Source organism: Collinsella sp. UBA1693, from assembly GCF_002320115.1.
In the GTDB taxonomy this organism is placed as follows: domain Bacteria; phylum Actinomycetota; class Coriobacteriia; order Coriobacteriales; family Coriobacteriaceae; genus Collinsella; species Collinsella tanakaei.
Window position 1 is genome coordinate 249,450 of record NZ_DCJT01000010.1, and the last position, 17,270, is coordinate 266,719.

Below are 17,270 nucleotides of genomic sequence, written 5' to 3' on the forward strand. Positions count from 1 at the left end.
TGCGCGATACGCCCAAAATGCCCGCCGCCTCTGGTCTGATTCCATCAAGAATACCTTTTAGGTTGTGGGCGATCAGTATCGGGACGAAGCCTCGCTGCTGCGTCGAAAAGGGCAAGGGGGTTCCGTGTGGCAGCTGAGAGGGAGAGCCTGTCTCAAGACGAGCGCGCGGAATGGCCTTGCGCCGCGTAATAAGAATAAATTATCATCAGTTGTGGCGAGCTGGCACCAAATCTGGAACCTCTGTTGGTTTCTATACTAGGACGGTAAGGGTTGGGTACCATATCGACCTATGACAAGCCCTTGCCCCTCCTGGGGGAATTATAATCGGGTGTCAGACTGTTGGAGTGGGGTGCGGACGCACCGCATCCCAAGAGAAAGTTCCAGGAGGGATTTTATGGAGAAGGAGTACCTGGCTTCGGCCGAGGATGTGCTCGCTGCACAGTCCTCTAACGCCGAGACAGGCCTGTCCGCGGCTGAGGCCGCCTCGCGCCTTGCGAGCGTTGGTCCTAACAAGCTGGACGAAGAAGAGAAGACACCCATGTGGAAGCGCTTCTTCGAGCAGATGGCAGACCCCATGGTCATCATGCTGCTCGTTGCTGCTGCCATCTCGGTGATCACCGGCTTCATCCAGGGCGAGCCCGAGTGGGCGGACGCTGTGATCATTCTGTCCGTCGTTATCTTGAACTCGGTTCTGGGCGTGGTCCAGGAGGCCAAGTCCGAGCAGGCCCTTGAGGCCCTGCAGGAGATGAGCGCCGCCCAGTCCAAGGTTATGCGCGACGGCAAGCTCGTCCACATGCCCAGCTCCGAGCTGGTTCCCGGCGATATCGTCCTGCTCGAGGCGGGCGACTCCGTGCCGGCAGACTGCCGCGTTCTCGAGAGCGCTTCCATGAAGATCGAGGAGGCCGCCCTTACCGGCGAGTCCGTCCCGGTAGAGAAGCACGCCGATCAGATCGCCCTTGCCGCCGATACCGATGATGTGCCGCTGGGCGACCGCAAGAACATGTGCTACATGGGTTCCACCGTGGTGTACGGTCGCGGCCGCGCCGTTGTTGTTGGCACCGGCATGAAGACCGAGATGGGTAAGATCGCCACCGCCCTCACCCAGGCTAAGAAGGAGCTCACCCCGCTTCAGATGAAGCTCAACGAGCTTTCCGGCATCCTTACCAAGCTCGTTCTCGCTATCTGCGTGATCATCTTCGCCGTCGACATCTTCCGCCACTTCGGCGATCTCGGTTCCAACCCCGCCATGCTGCTCGACACCTTCATGGTCGCCGTGTCCCTGGCCGTTGCCGCTATTCCCGAGGGCCTGGTTGCTGTCGTCACCATCGTGCTGTCCATGGGCGTCACCAAGATGTCCAAGCGCCAGGCGATCATTCGCAAGATGACCGCTGTCGAGACCCTTGGTTGCACCCAGATCATCTGCTCCGATAAGACCGGTACCCTTACCCAGAACAAGATGACCGTCGTCAAACACGAGCTCGCCTGCTCCGAGGAGAAGTTCCTTGCTGGCATGGCCCTGTGCTCCGATGCTAAGTGGGACGAGGAGAAGGGCGAGGCCGTTGGCGAGCCCACCGAGTGCGCTCTGGTCAACGATGCCGCCAAGGCTGGCATGAAGGGCCTCGACGTCGAGCACCCGCGTGTGGGCGAGGCTCCGTTCGATTCCGGCCGCAAGATGATGTCCGTTGTGGTCGAGGAGGCCGACGGCACCTTTGAGCAGTACACCAAGGGCGGCCCGGACGTTGTTCTGTCCCGCTGCACCCATGTGTACGAGAACGGCGAGATCGTCCCCATGACCGACGCCCGCCGCGAGGAGATCCTCACGGCAAACAAGGCCATGGCCGATCAGGCCCTGCGCGTTCTGGCCCTGTCCAGCCGCACCTATACCGAGAAGCCTTCTGACTTCAGCCCCGCGGCCCTTGAGCACGATTTGGTGTTCTGCGGCCTGTCCGGCATGATCGACCCGGTCCGCCCCGAGGTCACCGCTGCTATCGCGGAGGCCAAGGAGGCCGGTATTCGCGCCGTCATGATCACCGGCGACCACATCGACACCGCCGTCGCCATCGCCAAGGACCTGGGTATCGTTACGGACGCCTCCCAGGCCATTACCGGCGCTCAGCTCGACAAGATTTCTGACGAGGACTTCAAGGAGAAGGTCACCGACATCTCCGTCTACGCCCGCGTCCAGCCCGAGCACAAGGCTCGTATCGTCGATGCCTGGAAGAGCCGCGGCAACATCGTCGCCATGACCGGCGACGGCGTTAACGACGCTCCGTCTATCAAGCGCGCCGACATCGGCGTCGGCATGGGCATCACCGGTACCGACGTCACCAAGAACGTCGCGGACATGGTTCTCGCCGACGACAACTTCGCCACCATCATCAACGCGGTGGAGGAAGGCCGTCGTATCTACGACAACATCCGCAAGGTTATCCAGTTCCTGCTGTCCGCCAACATCGCCGAGGTTCTCTCCGTCTTTGTCGCGACCCTGATCGGCTTCACCATCTTCCAGCCGGTTCAGCTGCTGTGGATCAACCTCATTACCGACTCCCTGCCCGCGCTCGCGCTTGGCATGGAGGAGGCCGAGGGCGACGTTATGAAGCGCAAGCCGCGTAACGCCTCCGACGGCGTCTTCGCTGGCGGCATGGGTCTCGATATCGCCTTCCAGGGCGTCATCATCACCCTGCTGGTGCTCGCCTCCTTCTTCGCGGGCGTCTACTTCGACATGGGCTACATCGACATCGCCGACATGATCGCCGGCAATGCCGACGCCGAGGGCGTCACCATGGCATTCATCACCCTGTCCATGGTCGAGATCTTCCACTCCTTCAACATGCGCAGCCGCCGCGCCTCCATCTTCTCCATGAAGAAGCAGAACAAGTGGCTGTGGGGCGCCGCCGCCCTCGCGCTGGCGCTGACCGTCGTTCCCGTCGAGGTCGACTTCCTGGCCGAGGTCTTCGGCTTCATGCCGCTGCCCGTCCACGCGCTGCTGACCGCTCTTGGCTTGGCATTCCTGATCATCCCGATTATGGAGGTCTACAAGGCAATCATGCGCAAGGTCGAGAAGGACGCGTAAAACCGTTTTTGTTCGCTTGCACATAGCGACCCATTAGGGGGTGCGGCTTCAAAGCCGTGCCCCCTTTTTATGAGCGCTCCTTATTGGGTTGTGGCGGATTTATCTTCTGGACCTTGAGCGGCGTTTGATTCTGATGCGGTCCTTGGTTGTGCGTGCGCGCAGCTGAGCCGTTGCTGTGAGCTTTTGTGCGATTCAATGTGTTTCGTATGACATGTGCGAATAAGTGATGCAAACACGCAACTTTAGAGAACAATAGCCTTAGAGCCAAGGAAACTAACTCTACCTCCAGCGGCTCCACATGTGCAGGTCGCCCCGTGCTCGGAACGCGGGACGACCGTTTTTTATGAATGGACATTGGTGCGCCCCGAGCGCGTTGGCTATACTCACAGACGTAGAATCAGCTAGTATGAGCGGCTTATTTGACGTATGGATGCCGCGTGCGATAGGAGCTTCTGTGGCAAAGCAAAAGGCAAAGAAGACTAAGGCGGCAAAGGGCCGTTCGCGCGCCCGCCGAGCGGAGGTGCAGGCGCTGCGGTCTGCCGGCTCCGATTCATCGATGGACGAATCGCTGATAGAGGTCCTGCCTAAAATCGATGCGCTGCAAGATGTTCCTTCCTTTGGCGATATGCGCGTGGACCAGTCCCAGGCGGCTGCCTTCCAAACGTTTGTGGACGAGCTTCTCGCGGCGGGCGAGGATGCCATGGCGGGCGCCATGCGCATGGGCGTTGTGGTTAGGCTTGATCGCGGCTTTCCTTTGGTGGCGACGGAAGGACTGACGTTGCGCGCCGAGCACGCCGTTGCGTTTGCGAAGGGGGCGGACATGCTGCCCGCCGTGGGAGACGTGGTGGCCGTGAGGTGCGATCCCGGTCACGACATGGGGGTAATCGAGCGCGTCTTGCCCCGCCGTACCACGTTTGAGCGCTGGCGCGGCAAGAACCGCGGCGAGCGTCAGGTGCTTGCCGCCAACGTCGACATCATCTTCATCGTCCAGCCCTTGGGCGCGGCGCGCGACAGCGTCAAGCTTATGTGCGACCGCATTTCAAGATCGCTCGTTCTGGTCAACGATTGCGGCGCGACTCCCGTTGTGGTTCTCACCAAGGCGGACCGCTGCGATGAAGACGAGCTCTCAAGTGCGGTACGCCATATAGAGAATTTGGTGGGCGAGGGGGTTCGCGTTCTTGTGACCTCTTCTGCTGACGGGCGAGGTTTGGATGAGGTCCGCGCCTGTATTCCCAAGGGGACCTGCGGCATGATCTTGGGCGAATCGGGAGCGGGGAAATCGACCATGCTCAACGCGCTGTTGGGACACGATGCCCTGGCGACAAGCGGCGTGCGCGAGCGCGATGATATGGGGCGCCATACAACCGTTGCCCGCGTTATGGTGGCGCTTCCGGATCCGTGCGGCGTTATAGCAGATGCCCCGGGCTTGCGCAGCCTGCCCCTGGTTGGCCATGAGCGCGGTCTTGCTCGAACGTTTCCCGAGGTAGTCGAAGCCGCCCGCGCTTGCCGCTTCAATGACTGCACGCACACCCATGAGCCTGGCTGCGCGGTTCTCGAAGCGGTCGCGGCCGAGGAGATTAACCGCGCTCGCGTTGACGCGTTTTTGGCTTTGGCTGGTGAGATGCGCGTAAGTGCCCAGTCCCTGGATCCGGATATTCATTTGTAGAGACGCCTTGCTGGCGAATAATGATGCTTTGCGGCACCGTTGCGTGAAAACGGGTGCAATTAGACGCCTTCTTGCATGGTGGCGCGCGCTGCGTTAGTACAATTTGTTCGCTCGATATGCCCCCAATCTTTCAGGCGGTGGAAGATTGGGGGCATACATTTGTAAGACCGCGTTTCACTTTCTTAAATGGCTCTCTGTAGCATGCGGCATCCCTTCCACAATGGAATCCACGCACCGACAGTTGGTGGCTGAGGTCGCCTTGATCGGGCGCTGGTGAACGAGGGGAGTATGGTGTGAAACGCAGGACGAGAATAGCTTTAAGCGTGATTTCGGGCGTCGCGGCGGCTATAGCTGCGTTGCTTTATGCATCGTCTGTTCAGGCGGAGGCCCAGAAAGCGCAGCAAGATGCCCTTGCCCGCTACGGCGGAGAGGTTGTTTCGGTATGCGTGGCAACGCGTGATATCGAACCCGGAGACGTGGTGGACGAGAGCTGCATCGCAATGGAGGAATGGCTTGCGAGCCTGCTTCCCTCGAGCGCGGTGACGTCGATGGACGACGTGCTGGGGAAAACCGCGACCTCGCGCATTCCGAATCGCGCCCCCTTGAGCGCCGCTTATTTCAAGAAGGACGAGAACGCCGTCGAGGTTCCTTCGGGCAAGGTCGCCGTGTCCGTTTCAAGCGATCCCGAGCACGCAGTCGGAGGGGCTTTGGTGCGAAACGCGGTGGTCGATGTCTATGTATCACGGGACTCGATTGCCGACCGCTTGGTGCGCGCCCGCGTGCTGGATACGAGCTCGCTTGCCAACGGCGGCGGGGATATCTCATGGGTGACCCTGGCGGTGGACCCCGCATCGGTAAAGGAGTTGCTGGCTGCTACAACGCAGGGTGCGGTGACGCTTGTGGTTCCGGGCGATCTTGAGCAGGACGAGCAAGGGGGCGCCGCATGATGGGCTCCGTGTGGTTGACATGTTGTTCGCGCGAAGCTTATGCGCGGCTTTTTACCGAGGTGCGGGCGAGGGATGCTCAGGCCAACGTGCTGAGATTTGGTGGAATGGGAGATCTCTCGCACATGATCGACGGGTTTCCCAATCAAGACGTGAACGCTGCCCTTGTGGCGGAAGCGGGGGACGAGGATGCTCTTGCTGCCGTTGAGTCGATATCGCGCGGCGGACGAGCAGGGCAAATTCTCGTCCTCGCCGATTCACGGGATCCGGCATGGTTCGCCCGGCTGTTCTACGCCGGGGCTACCGAGGTTATTGCGGCGGGCCCGCTGGCGGCGTCGTCGATTGAATCGAATGAGGCATGTGCGGTGAGAGGGCCAAATGATGCCGCGGCCGTTGCGCGGCCCGCTTGCAATAACGAAGAGCCGACTGCTGCCCTGGCGTCAGCAGCGGCGCCCGCGATGGAGATGCCTGCAGGACGGCTGCCCACCGAAAAGGCCGCAGGGCCGGAACCGAGGGAGGCGTCGCGAGGTGCCTCCTCGACCGTCTCCTCTCTAGGGATGGGGCGGCGCGCCCTGCGCTCGCAAGGCGATGCCGGGCAACAGGCGGGCGCTCCGCTGGTGGCGGCCATATCCGGTAGGGGAGGCGTGGGGAAGTCGACGCTGGTAGCGTCCCTTGCATATTGCAGCGCCCATATGGGGTTGCGGGCGGCAGTCATAGACGCCGATCTGATGTTTGGAAACCAGCACGAGCTTTTAGGCGTCGATGCACCGCTTGATCTTGGCTTGCTTCTTGATAAGGGGGTGTCGGTCTCGCCCGAGGCCGCCGCCGAGGCGACCGCCATGAAAATAGCACCCGGCCTTACGTTGTGGGGCCCGCTTGAAGCTCCGGAAATGGCGGAGGTTATGGCTGCGCCCGTTGATGAATTGGTGCGCGTGCTCCGCGGGGCGGCAGACGTGCTCTTTGTGGATACATCGACATTTTGGGGCGATTGCGTCGCCTCCCTGGTGGCGTCATGCGACCGGTGCCTGGTTGTGGGCGCGCCGGGTGCCTGCGCTGTCTCTTCGTCAATAAAAGCAATGGGCCTGGCGTCGCGCGTGGGAGTTCCCGGCACCAAGATGACCGGCGTGTTCAACCGCTTTGGCGGAGAGGGGGCGGGGGAGGAGCAGGCCATGCGCTATGAGATGGGCGTTGCGCTGCATTCGCGCGCGAGGATTGCGGATGGAGGCGATGAGGTGCGCGGTATGGCGGCGTTCGGCCATCTGGACAGCTTGCTTCTGGGTCCTGGGGCCTTTGCGACCAGCGTCCGCTCTTTTGCGCGAGAGTTGCTGCGCGAATTGGGATGTCCAATCGAGGCGGATGATCTTGGGATGAAAGCGGCGGCGGGGGTGCGCCCCCGCATACGGTTGCCATGGAAAAAGAGGGTTGGTGATGCGGCATGACGGTGATGGGGAGGGTGAAGGAGGCCGAAGGGCGTCTTGGTTCCGTGAATGCCGCGGAAAAGGACTCGGCGAAAAGCCGTGCGATTAAGGCCGAAGCCAAGAGGGCCTTGATGGAGCGCGTCGGTTTTGCCGAGGTGGCGCGAATCGCTGCGGGATTGGATGCGGCCGCCGCTCGAGAAGAATTGCGGCCCGCCGTGGAGGCGGTGCTGAATGCGGACGGGCATGGAAATCTGCCCGAGTGCGATCGAGAGCTCATAGTGGGCGAGGTGTTGGATGATGTGGTGGGGCTTGGCCCGCTCCAGCCGTTGCTCGAGGACGATAATGTGACGGAAATCATGGTCAACGGCATGGATTCCGTTTTCTTCGAGCGTGCCGGCGAGCTTTACCCCCTCGGTCCCCTGTTTGATAGCGAAGAGCAGATTCGCATCGTGGTCGATCGCATCATCTCTCCTTTGGGCAGGCGCGTGGATGAGCGGAGCCCGCTGGTCAACGCCCGTCTTCCTAGCGGATATCGCGTCAACGTGGTGATTCCTCCCGCAGCTATCGATGGAACCTGCGTGACCATTCGAAAGTTCTCGGACCGGATTAGCTCTTTGGACGAGCTTGTAAGGCTGGGATCGCTACCAAGTTGGTATGCGGGCTTGCTGTCTTGCGCGGTTAAATTGCGACAGGATTTGGCGGTGGCGGGGGGAACGGGTTCGGGCAAGACGACGCTGCTCAACGCGTTGTCCTGCGAGATTCCAAAGAAAGAACGGATTGTGACGATTGAAGATTCGGCCGAGCTGAAATTTGCGCGTCATCCCCACGTGGTAAGGCTCGAAGCGCGAGAGGCGTCGATTGAGGGGCAGGGCGCCGTGACCATTCGCGACCTTGTGACAAATGCCCTGCGTATGCGTCCAGATCGCATTGTGGTTGGCGAGGTGCGCGGCGCCGAGTGCATCGACATGCTGCAGGCTATGAATACGGGGCACGATGGATCGCTGACCACGCTGCATGCCGGCACGCCGCAAGAGACCATAGTTCGCATGACGCTTCTGGCTCGTTTTGGAATCGACCTACCTAGCGACCTTATCGAGGAGCAGATAGCCATGGCTCTCGATGGGGTGGTGATGTCGTTGCGCAGGCCGGATGGAAAGAGGTTTGTGGGGTCGTATTGCGGTGTGGAGAGAGGGGCGTCCGGCGGGGTCGAGCTGAAAGAATACGTTGCCTTCGATGCCGCATCGGCGACATGGGAGTTGGTTCAAGAGCCGGAGTTTATCGAGCGCTCTCTTCTGGAAGGCGCCCTAGATCAGGGGGAGGTGGACGAATGGAGGCGGTCGTGTTCTGCGGCATAGCGGGGCTTGTGGCGTTTTGCGTGGCGGGTCTTTTGCCCGGCGGTGCCGTTGCATCGCGGCCTTGCGGGTTTGCCGCCGGCGGTGTCAACCAGATTCTCCTGCTTACGGGCCGCATCTTTGATCGAGCCCCCGGGGCCGTCGATGTTTTAGCGAGCCTTGCCGAGCCATTTCGCGATATGGGGGCTGCAAAACGGCTGCTCTTTGGTTCTTCTGGCGAAAGCGGAGGGGCGGTGCTTGATAAGAGGCGCGCGGCTGCGATGGTTGTTCTGCTCATGGGCGTCGGAACGGTCGTGGGCGGGGTGGCGTCGCTCTCTGTCCCTGGGGCGTTGATAGGTGCTGGCGTCCCCGTGATGGTTCTTGCCGTGGCGGGCGGTCGCGCGAAGAAGGCGACGGCGCGTGACACGGAGCGAGCGATGCCCGAAGCCTTTGGGGCATTATCGATTGCGCTGGGGTCCGGGCATTCGTTGGCGCAGGCGATGCGGTACGTAGGCGTTCATTCAAGGGAGCCCGTTCGTTCTGAGTTCATGCGCGTTGGCTTTGCTATCGATTGCGGGTTTTCTGCTACCGAGGCGCTTGACGGCCTTATCACAAGGCTGCGCGCTCCCGGTCTGGATATGGTCGCCCTGGCGCTGAAGGTGTCCCAGAGGACGGGCGCGCCGCTCAAGGATCTTTTGGAAGAGGCAGCACGGCTGGTGGGGGACCGTATCGAGCTACAGCGGACGCTCGACGTGAAGACATCGCAGGCGCGTATGTCTGCCCGCCTGGTAGCGGGTATGCCGGTTGCGATGATTGCGTTTCTTACCTTGCTCTCCAGCGATTTTAGAAAGGGCGTGGCGACTGTATCGGGAGCGTTTTGCGTGCTGGTGGCACTAGGTCTCAATGCGGTTGCCTGGCTGGTAATTCGAAAGATCATGAAGGTGGAACTGTGATGGATGGCGAATGGCTTGTATTCTGCACCGCCCTGTTCTTCGGGAGCGCCATATGGCTTGCGAGCGAAGCGAACGAGCGCGCTTCGGCCCGCGCAGCGTCCAGCGTGTCAGGTCTTGTTGCGCAGGCGGTGCGGGCAACGAGGGGCGTCATCGATATCGTTCGCAACCGTATTGAGGCTTGGACAGGGTCTTCCGGTGTTGACGGGGCGGTTTCGTTGGGCGAGGCATCTGAAATGATCGATTTGATCTGCCTGGGGCTGTCTGCGGGATTATCGTTCGACGCATCGCTTTCTCTGTATTGTCGCGAGCGCGATACAAAGCTTGCCCGTCGTATGGAGCAGGCATGCATGAGCTGGCAGATTGGCATGCAGACAAGGGAGGAGGCGCTTATGGATGCGGCTGCCGATTTGGAGTTGAGGGCTTTGGAATCGTTTGCCACGGCGGTAACCCAGGCGCTTACGTTGGGCGCCCCGCTTGCGTCCACGCTTTCGGCTCAAAGCGCCGAGTGTCGTGCCGCGCATCGCGCGGAGGTCGAGCGAAATATCGAGCGGGCGCCGGTAAAAATCCTCATTCCCACGGGCACGTTGATTTTGCCCGCGTTGCTGTTATCGATTATAGGCCCGCTGCTTGCTGCCGGCGGGATGGTATAGGAGGTAGAAATGGAGCGCAACTGGATGACCGAGCGATTGCGGGGATTGGCCGCCCGCCTCAGGGTCGCGCCTGCGGAGGCGAGTGACCGGGCGCGGGGCGACGGGAGCAAAGGGGCAGGGGGCGGTGCCGGTTGCACCTCGCCGCGCTTAAGGGACGGTGGACCCCGGGCGGCGGTGTTGCGCCTGCGTATGGCGGGTCGAGGGGCGCCGCGCCTTCGAGAAGAACTTGCTCAGGGAACTACCGAGTACGCCATCTTGGTGGGCGTGCTCGTGGTTATCGCCATCGTCGCCATCATCGCGTTTCGCGACAAGGTGAGCGAGTTGTGGGAAGCGATTTCCTCTGGCATCAACAGCTTGTAGGGGATGGTGCCCGTGGGCTTGCACGCGAGTACGCCTCGACGTCTTCTCGCCTCGGCGGCCCCCGTAGTGCTGTGCGTCTTGGCAATCGCCCTGTCATTTGCGTTTGTGAGAAACGGGTCCAGGGGTGATGGCGGGGCGTTGCCAAATGACTCGGGTGCTAATATGCCAGCATCTGCAGGGGGCGCTGCGGAAGAAGGCGATGAGGGTGAGGGGGAGGGATTGGCCATCGGGGAGCTGGCGGGGCAGTTTGCTCAGGACGATGAGGTTGTTCGCGAAGTCTTGAATGCCGAGGCGTCCCTGTCGAGCCCGGATGCGTTTCTAGATGACTTGTCTGGTGCGGGCGAGCCGGTGGAGACGGTTGGATGGACGGACGCCGTGGGGCTGGAGCATGCGGGCCGTGAGGTGTTGGGAGCCTACGAGCGGGCGGGAGCCTCTCTGCAGATGCACGGTTATCTTGATCTGCATGGAACCGCATGGGCGGCCGTTCTGCGGGGAGGAGAGTGGGTCGACGTTGTTTCGGTTACCGGCTCGCACGAGGGCGCTGCTTCCGTTCGCGTGGCGCGCATCAAGGCGGGGTGAGGGGATGCCGCCGCGGCGGCGCGATGTTGTGGGAGACGTTATGAGGGGTAGTTCGTTGGGGCGCCTGCACGAGCCGCGTGCATCTGAAAGTGCCCAGGCAACGCTGGAGATGGCTTTGTGCACGGTCGCGCTCTTGGGGATGATCCTGGGAGTCGCGGTGGTATGGCGAGCTGCCGAGCGCGGCGTGCTTGCCAGGTTGGTGGAGGAGGCGGCGTCTCATGGGCTCGATGTCGCTGGCGCAATCGATGCGGCGCTGTTTTAGCAGGGGAAGATCGGCGGCGGATCCCGGGTTTTGGGAAGCGACGGCGGGGGAGGAGCGTGCCCAGGCGACGGTTGAGGCCGCCGTGCTTCTTCCGAGCTTCCTCATCGTCTTACTCCTCGCCTTGCAGCCGATCTGCCTGCTTTACACCACGTCAATCATGGAGTCCGCGGCATCGCAGGCGGCGCGCTTGTTGGTTACGGGCGAGGACGTCGATGACGAGTCGGTCCAGGCGTTTGTTATGCGCAGGCTCGCCGCCGTTCCGGACGTCTCGATCTTTCACGAGGGAGGCCCGCTTTCCTGGCAGGTGGAGCTTGAACGGACATCGGGCACCGCGGGCGCCGTGGGCGTTTCTATAGAGGGGACGGTGAAGCCCCTGCCGGTGCTTGGCGCGTTTGCGAGTGCGTTTGGGGAGACGAACGCGATGGGCGATGTGCGTTTGCGCGTCGAGGTGTCTTATGACGGTAGGCCAAGCTGGTTGGAGGGCGGCTATGGCGATTGGATTTCTACATGGGGCTAGTCGGCGCCACGGGCCCGTACGGGCTCGGCGGCTTGGTGTGGATGCCTTTATAGAGGACGGTGCCTATACTACGCTTGCCGCCGCGGTGTCGATCCTGCTGGTTATGGCACTTTTGTTCTCGTCTACGTCGGCGATATGGAGCATGTCGCGGGCGGGCGACACGCAGACCGCGGCGGACGCGACAGCCATGGCGGGCGCAAACGTGGTCTCCTCGTACCATACGGCGGCGACCGTTGTGGACGCGAGCATCTTGAGCTTGGGGCTTACGGGGTTTGTGGTGACCGGCGTTGGTCTAGCCGCGACCCTGGTGCCCGGCGCGCAGACGGCGGCGGGGCAGATGGTCGATGCGGGCGTTCGCATCATCAAGATGAGAAACGAGTTCGCATCATCGACGTCTCGTGGCCTAAAGACGCTGGAAGATGCCCTTCCCTGGCTCGTCGCCGCTAACGGAGCGAGGGCCTGCTCCGCTCAATCATCCGAATCGGTGGAGTTCAGCGGATCCGCTATGGCGGTTCCCCGCGAGTCGGCCTCCGAGTTCCCCGCGCTCGAGGGGTCGGAGATAGAAACAGAAGAAATAGAGGTGGGCGCGGACGAGCTTGACCAGGCGGCGACCGACCTTGCCCGTGCGAACGAGAAGGCTGCCCAGAAGAAAGAGGCGGCATGGCTTGTGGATTGCGGAAGAGAGGGCGCGAACATGCAGGAGCGCGCGGCCTCGCTCTCGGGCTTAAGTGCGGCGGAGAACCCGGATTACGCATCGAGTCTTACGTGGGAGCCGATGGTGGCGCTTGATCGCACGCGCGCGTATTACCGCTGGCGGCGCGACCATGATAAACCCGTGGGTTCCGGTGTGGAGGCGCGTGCCGACGCGGCGGCGCGCCATGCGTTCTACACCTACGCATGCGAGGAATTCGCAGATGCACGCGTCGAGGAGGTTGACGGGCGCATGGCGGCAAGCGTGCCGATGCTTCCAAGGAATACGGAAGAAGTGAAGGGAACCCGGCTGTATACGGATGCTTGCTGGCCCACGTCTTACGAATCTCAGGGTCTTACCCTGCACTTCGGTTCATCATGTCCCGGAGCGACGGGTACTGTAGGCCCCTCGCTTTCGCTGCAATCCATCGACGCGTCTGCTGCGCATGAATGCGAGGTATGCAAATTCAGCGTGACGGACGTGGGAAAAGCCCCTGCCGCATCGACGTCGATCGACAACGGATACGAGTACCACCTGCGCGAGTTTATTCGAGTGTTGCAAGAATACGTCGACGCCCACAACGAGCAGTTGGAGCAGGAAAGGCGTGCGAAGTCCAAGGCGGAAGGCGCAAGCGATGCATTTGAAGACGCGATATCGGTTCTTGCCGGCAAGAGGCCCAGGATAGCGCCGCCCGGTCGCGCGGGGTGCGTCGCGATGGTGGCGAGTGGGGAGATTTCTGCGGACAATGTTCTTTCCAACCCCTTTGCGCCTACGCCAGAGCTGCAGCGGAGGGGAGCCATCTCTGCCGCCGTGCTCGCGCCCGATCCGGCGACTCGTGAGAACAACGTGCTATCGAATTTCTTCTCGACGGTGCAGGAGCGCGTGGGCGATTGCGGCGCCGTGGGGCTTATCGATGATGTCATGGGCCTTTGGGGCGATCTTCTTATCTCCTATGGCGATTTGGGCGAAGGCCTTGGCGATGTGATGGATGGGCTGCTGGGGGGATTGGATGCGCTGGGCGCGGGGCCGCTGGCGTCCTGGTTGTCCGGCAGAATCAGCGGGGTGGTGCGCGGCCTTGGATTCGAACCGGTCGACCTTTCGTGTAAGAAGCCCGTGCTTACGGACAGCTCAAACGTTATAGCCCAGTCGGATGTCGCCGGGTTGGGTGACCTTCAAAGCGCGCTGCGGTCAATCCCGCTGGGGTCCACCGATCCGGGGGCGATTCTCCAGGCGGCTGGATACGCGGTAGGGGAGCGCATATACGCTACGGAGTTTACGCTCGCAAGCATCCCGTTGCCGGGCGGCGGCAGTATTCCTCTCACCATTCGGCTGGGAGACTTGTTCAAGGGGTGGTGATGATGAAAAGAAGAGCAATGCGCAAAGGCATGCTCGGGGCGCCGACGCCGGTGCGCATTTGCCTGTCGGAAGAGGCTGCCCAGGCAACGGTTGAGATGGTTGTTGTGGTGCCGGTCCTGCTGGTGCTTGCGCTCATCGTTTTCAACCTCATGCGGTTCGCGGCGGCGACGGCTCGGTTCGATAGGGTTGCCCCCGACATCGTGATCGCACATGGCGTTTCGACGTCGGGCGCCGAAGGTGCGGGATTGGACGATGGCGGCATGGGTTCTATCCAGTCCGAGTTGGAGCGTGCGATGGAGGGTCATGACGTCGAGGTCGATGTTTCATATGCAGATGCCGAGGGCGAAGGAGTCGGCACCGCCGTCTTGTCTCTCGCCGGGGCGCTGAGAACGTATAGCTGCACCATGATGTACAGGCCTTGGCCGTCGGGGTTGAGCATAGCGGGCGTGTCTATGGGCGCTCCCGCAACCTTGGGGCATGTGCGTGAGGTGACGGTGGACCCTTGGCGACCGGGGGTGCTGGTATGAGCGGGCGGGCCGACGGCGGGCATGTTGCGGTTCCTTGCCGCATCGCCATGGTGCATACTGGTTGGGGTGCCTGCAGGGTGATTGCAGCGAACACGTTTTTCAAAAGGCTGCGGGGGTTCATTGGTAGGCGGCCCGAGCGGTGTGCAGGCGATGTCATTTGGTTTTCCAAGTGCTCGTCTGTCCACACGTTCTTTATGGGGCACGCCTTGGATATTGTGTTTGCCGACAAGGAGGGTAGGGTGCTGCTGTCTTTGGAGGGCGTTCCCCCATGCCGAATCGTTTGGTGTCGCGGGGCGTCTTTTGTGCTCGAGCGGTTCTCTAGGGGACGGTAATTCAGGGTAGGATGAGAAGAATGTTGTGGTGCGCATCGCGCCTTGGGGAAGGAGCACCATGAAGAACTATTACGGCAGGCTGTGTATGGAGACCTACGAGGCGCTTCACGCAGCGGCTCCCGAAGATGAGCTGGCGTTCTACCTTTCTTACGCACGCGCTGGGGACAAGATTCTCGAGCCCATGTGCGGCAGCGGCAGGTTCCTCATCCCCTTTATGGAGCGCGGGTTTGATATCACGGGCATAGATCTCTCGGAGGAGATGCTCTCGGCGCTGTATCGAAAAACTCCGCAAGCGCATGCATTCAAAGGGGACATCCTGGAATTCAGCTCGGACGTGCTCTACGACTACATCTTCATTTCTTCGGGATCGTTCTCGCTGTTTACCGATGCGGAGACTGCGGATGGGGTGCTCGTGAAGTTGCGGTCGCTTCTGGCGCCGGGAGGAAAAATGGTGATTGCGGCCGAGTCCATGGCTGGGGCGTGTAATGGGGACGGGTCGTATCGCCTGGTGTCCGCGATGCCTTTTGACGATGGCGGCGAGCTGCGATTTAGTTCCATGGACCGCTACGATGCGAAGACCCAGACGCAGTATTCGCCCGGTCGCTACGAGCTGTACCGTGACGGCGAGCTGGTCGAGAGCGAATGGATGGATTTCCAGATTCGCCTTTATCGTTTTGGGGAGTTGGAGCAGCGGCTGGAGCGGGCGGGTTTTGCGAGCGTGACGACGTATCGCTCTTTTGATAAGGAACCCTCGAAAGGGGATATGGACGAGATGTTTCTCTATGAGTGCTCGGTTGGATAGGTTTCCTTGCTTTGTTTCCAGGTAGTTGAGGAGACGTGGTGGATGGCTGAGTTTCGGGCATTCTATCACGCGACTTTGATGGTGCTAGATGTTTGTTGCCGTCTTTTGAATGGAGCTCTGTTGAGGGTTTCAGCGATGTGGAGCTCGAATATCTGGACGTGTTTGTCCACAACAATGCTGCGCTTATTCTTCGTCTTGCCCGGGAAGTGTCTAAGACTTGTGCCTGGGCTTTACCTCTTTCTTGGATTTGTAATCAATTATTGGACGGGTGAGGATGGGGAGCTGCCCTCCAAAGTCTCCAGACGCATCCGCTCCAAACTTTTTTAAAATTCTCGTTTGACTCCCGCTTGAGATTTGATATAGTAATTGAGCTGCAAGTCAGCACGACATAAACGGCCAGATAGCTCAGTTGGTAGAGCAGCGGACTGAAAATCCGCGTGTCGAGGGTTCGACTCCCCCTCTGGCCACCCTTTAACTTCCAGCCTCCCTCCTTGGGAGGTTTTTTCATATCCATCGATCGTGCGTCGGTGGGCGTTTTCCTGATGGTTGCGGAATGCTCGCCGCAGGCGAGCAAAGATCGGCATCAATCTTTATAGTTCCTTACATATCCGACACTCGCGGCGTGTGGTGCGATATGTGTCTGCACGGGCGAGTATACTCTTGCGAAGACACTGTAGACGCAGGCCTAATGCAAGCCGTCTCACACACCACATTCGCACGTAAAGGGGCATGGCATGGACGATAGAATTCGAGGAGTCAATCTTTCGGGATGGTTTATCCCCGAGCCCTGGGTCACGCCGTCCTTGTTCGCCGCTACCGGCGCCAGCACGGATGCCGAGCTGCAGGAGAATCTGGGCACCGTTGAGTACAACGAGCGAATCCGCCAACATTACGAGACCTTCATTACCGAAGAGGACTTTAGGCGCATGTCGTCCATCGGCCTCAATGCGGTGAGGATTCCTGTTCCCTGGCACGTTTTTGGCCTGCAAAACGATGCGGCAACCTACATCTCCGCAATCGATTACATCGATCGTGCGATGGAGTGGGGCTCCAAATACAACGTCAGCGTGTTGCTGGACCTTGCCACCGTTCCCGGTGGTCAGGGCGACTCCAACGAGCCCCAGACCACATCGCGCTATATCGCCGACTGGCATTCGTCCACAAACGGACGCCATGTGGCGCTTGAGGTGCTGGAGCGCTTAGCTGCTCGCTACGCCGTGGCAGACGCCCTGTACGGTATCGAGTTGCTGGATTCCCCCGTCATGAGCGTTCGAAAGAACATGTTCACCATGACGGACGGCATTCCCGGCCACTATTTGCGCAACTTCTATCGCGATGCCTATGACCTTTTGCGCAAACATATGACAAACGACAAGGCCGTGGTCTTTTCCGCTTCGGGTTATCCGGGCTTGTGGAAGCACTTTATGCGCAGCTCGCAATATAAAAACGTCATGATGGACGTTCATTTGTATCACTATCATGATGAGAACGCCCAGGACATCACCTCCCCGCGTGGTCTTTCCGCTGCGATCGCACGCAACAAGGCCCAGATTCGCGAGGCGGTGGGAACGGGTTTTCCCGTCATCATCGGCGAGTGGTCTGCGGCTGCCGTCATGTCCAGCGCTTCCGTTACGCCCGAAGGACGCTCCGCGTACGAGCGCGTTTTCGTGGCAAACCAGCTTGCTTCTTTCTCCCAAGCGGAGGGCTGGTTCTTCCAGACGTGGAAGACGGAGAAGCGCATCGCCGCCTGGGATGCGCGCCTTGCGCTGGGAACCCTTGAGCGCGCGATGCTCGATTAGCTTTCATCCC

The 17,270-nt window shown here is 60.8% G+C and carries 16 protein-coding genes and 1 tRNA gene; all 17 read left to right on the forward strand.

Translation table 11 applies throughout. The annotated features are described in order from the left end of the window. Window positions 1-394: 394 nt before the first annotated feature. The 17 genes from B3H65_RS05495 to B3H65_RS05570 all read left to right on the forward strand — a co-directional run bounded on the left by B3H65_RS05495 (window position 395) and on the right by B3H65_RS05570 (window position 17,260). On the forward strand, window positions 395-3,073 hold the full coding sequence (locus B3H65_RS05495) for a cation-translocating P-type ATPase (protein WP_286684449.1): 2,679 nt from the start codon (window positions 395-397) through the stop codon (window positions 3,071-3,073). A gap of 454 nt (window positions 3,074-3,527) precedes the next feature. Beyond that, entirely contained in the window at window positions 3,528-4,739 is a 1,212-nt protein-coding gene (gene rsgA / locus B3H65_RS05500) for a ribosome small subunit-dependent GTPase A (RefSeq protein ID WP_286684450.1), read from the forward strand. A gap of 293 nt (window positions 4,740-5,032) precedes the next feature. After that, entirely contained in the window at window positions 5,033-5,686 is a 654-nt protein-coding gene (gene cpaB, locus B3H65_RS05505; protein ID WP_009140951.1) for a Flp pilus assembly protein CpaB, read from the forward strand. Between the two features lie 122 nt (window positions 5,687-5,808). Next, on the forward strand, window positions 5,809-7,122 hold the full coding sequence (locus tag B3H65_RS05510; protein WP_281695045.1) for a P-loop NTPase: 1,314 nt from the start codon (window positions 5,809-5,811) through the stop codon (window positions 7,120-7,122). After that, complete coding sequence (locus B3H65_RS05515) at window positions 7,119-8,456, forward strand: CpaF family protein (protein WP_286684451.1); 1,338 nt, start codon at window positions 7,119-7,121, stop codon at window positions 8,454-8,456. Before B3H65_RS05510 ends, B3H65_RS05515 begins: the two co-directional genes overlap by 4 nt. Further along, the gene (locus B3H65_RS05520) at window positions 8,429-9,385 is read left to right on the forward strand and encodes a type II secretion system F family protein (protein ID WP_286684452.1); all 957 of its coding nucleotides are present in this window, start codon (window positions 8,429-8,431) and stop codon (window positions 9,383-9,385) included. The genes B3H65_RS05515 and B3H65_RS05520 overlap by 28 nt, the downstream gene beginning before the upstream one ends. Then, a complete protein-coding gene (locus tag B3H65_RS05525) occupies window positions 9,385-10,035 on the forward strand; it encodes a type II secretion system F family protein (RefSeq protein ID WP_117679198.1) in 651 nt (216 codons plus the stop codon). The genes B3H65_RS05520 and B3H65_RS05525 overlap by 1 nt, the downstream gene beginning before the upstream one ends. A gap of 9 nt (window positions 10,036-10,044) precedes the next feature. Further along, the gene (locus tag B3H65_RS05530; RefSeq protein ID WP_286684759.1) at window positions 10,045-10,395 is read left to right on the forward strand and encodes a hypothetical protein; all 351 of its coding nucleotides are present in this window, start codon (window positions 10,045-10,047) and stop codon (window positions 10,393-10,395) included. A gap of 162 nt (window positions 10,396-10,557) precedes the next feature. Next, a complete protein-coding gene (locus B3H65_RS05535; RefSeq protein ID WP_147327629.1) occupies window positions 10,558-10,974 on the forward strand; it encodes a hypothetical protein in 417 nt (138 codons plus the stop codon). 40 nt (window positions 10,975-11,014) lie between these two features. Beyond that, window positions 11,015-11,236 (forward strand): hypothetical protein, encoded by a 222-nt coding sequence (locus B3H65_RS05540; protein WP_040362326.1) that lies wholly within the window; start codon window positions 11,015-11,017, stop codon window positions 11,234-11,236. Further along, a complete protein-coding gene (locus tag B3H65_RS05545) occupies window positions 11,193-11,753 on the forward strand; it encodes a TadE/TadG family type IV pilus assembly protein (RefSeq protein ID WP_286684453.1) in 561 nt (186 codons plus the stop codon). The genes B3H65_RS05540 and B3H65_RS05545 overlap by 44 nt, the downstream gene beginning before the upstream one ends. A 37-nt stretch (window positions 11,754-11,790) precedes the next feature. Then, a complete protein-coding gene (locus B3H65_RS05550) occupies window positions 11,791-13,800 on the forward strand; it encodes a hypothetical protein (protein ID WP_286684454.1) in 2,010 nt (669 codons plus the stop codon). Continuing rightward, entirely contained in the window at window positions 13,800-14,327 is a 528-nt protein-coding gene (locus B3H65_RS05555) for a hypothetical protein (RefSeq protein WP_286684455.1), read from the forward strand. The genes B3H65_RS05550 and B3H65_RS05555 overlap by 1 nt, the downstream gene beginning before the upstream one ends. A 47-nt stretch (window positions 14,328-14,374) precedes the next feature. Beyond that, a complete protein-coding gene (locus B3H65_RS10485; RefSeq protein ID WP_414630713.1) occupies window positions 14,375-14,659 on the forward strand; it encodes a DUF192 domain-containing protein in 285 nt (94 codons plus the stop codon). A gap of 58 nt (window positions 14,660-14,717) precedes the next feature. After that, window positions 14,718-15,461 carry a class I SAM-dependent methyltransferase gene (locus tag B3H65_RS05560; protein ID WP_286684456.1) on the forward strand — a complete coding sequence of 248 codons (744 nt, stop codon included), beginning with the start codon at window positions 14,718-14,720 and terminating at the stop codon, window positions 15,459-15,461. A gap of 394 nt (window positions 15,462-15,855) precedes the next feature. Further along, window positions 15,856-15,928: transfer RNA gene (locus B3H65_RS05565), tRNA-Phe, on the forward strand. A 267-nt stretch (window positions 15,929-16,195) separates the two neighbouring features. Further along, on the forward strand, window positions 16,196-17,260 hold the full coding sequence (locus B3H65_RS05570) for a glycoside hydrolase family 5 protein (protein ID WP_117679207.1): 1,065 nt from the start codon (window positions 16,196-16,198) through the stop codon (window positions 17,258-17,260). The last annotated feature ends 10 nt before the right edge of the window (window positions 17,261-17,270 follow it).

What these genes read in the sequence shown, in the direction of transcription:
- B3H65_RS05495 (WP_286684449.1), top strand. Translation starts at nt 395, where the DNA reads ATGGAGAAGGAGTACCTGGCTTCGGCCGAGGATGTGCTCGCTGCACAG.
- B3H65_RS05510 (WP_281695045.1), top strand. Translation starts at nt 5,809, where the DNA reads ATGATCGACGGGTTTCCCAATCAAGACGTGAACGCTGCCCTTGTGGCG.
- B3H65_RS05515 (WP_286684451.1), top strand. Translation starts at nt 7,119, where the DNA reads ATGACGGTGATGGGGAGGGTGAAGGAGGCCGAAGGGCGTCTTGGTTCC.
- B3H65_RS05520 (WP_286684452.1), top strand. Translation starts at nt 8,429, where the DNA reads ATGGAGGCGGTCGTGTTCTGCGGCATAGCGGGGCTTGTGGCGTTTTGC.
- B3H65_RS05525 (WP_117679198.1), top strand. Translation starts at nt 9,385, where the DNA reads ATGGATGGCGAATGGCTTGTATTCTGCACCGCCCTGTTCTTCGGGAGC.
- B3H65_RS05530 (WP_286684759.1), top strand. Translation starts at nt 10,045, where the DNA reads ATGGAGCGCAACTGGATGACCGAGCGATTGCGGGGATTGGCCGCCCGC.
- B3H65_RS05535 (WP_147327629.1), top strand. Translation starts at nt 10,558, where the DNA reads ATGCCAGCATCTGCAGGGGGCGCTGCGGAAGAAGGCGATGAGGGTGAG.
- B3H65_RS05540 (WP_040362326.1), top strand. Translation starts at nt 11,015, where the DNA reads ATGAGGGGTAGTTCGTTGGGGCGCCTGCACGAGCCGCGTGCATCTGAA.
- B3H65_RS05545 (WP_286684453.1), top strand. Translation starts at nt 11,193, where the DNA reads ATGGGCTCGATGTCGCTGGCGCAATCGATGCGGCGCTGTTTTAGCAGG.
- B3H65_RS05555 (WP_286684455.1), top strand. Translation starts at nt 13,800, where the DNA reads ATGATGAAAAGAAGAGCAATGCGCAAAGGCATGCTCGGGGCGCCGACG.
- B3H65_RS10485 (WP_414630713.1), top strand. Translation starts at nt 14,375, where the DNA reads ATGGTGCATACTGGTTGGGGTGCCTGCAGGGTGATTGCAGCGAACACG.
- B3H65_RS05560 (WP_286684456.1), top strand. Translation starts at nt 14,718, where the DNA reads ATGAAGAACTATTACGGCAGGCTGTGTATGGAGACCTACGAGGCGCTT.
- B3H65_RS05570 (WP_117679207.1), top strand. Translation starts at nt 16,196, where the DNA reads ATGGACGATAGAATTCGAGGAGTCAATCTTTCGGGATGGTTTATCCCC.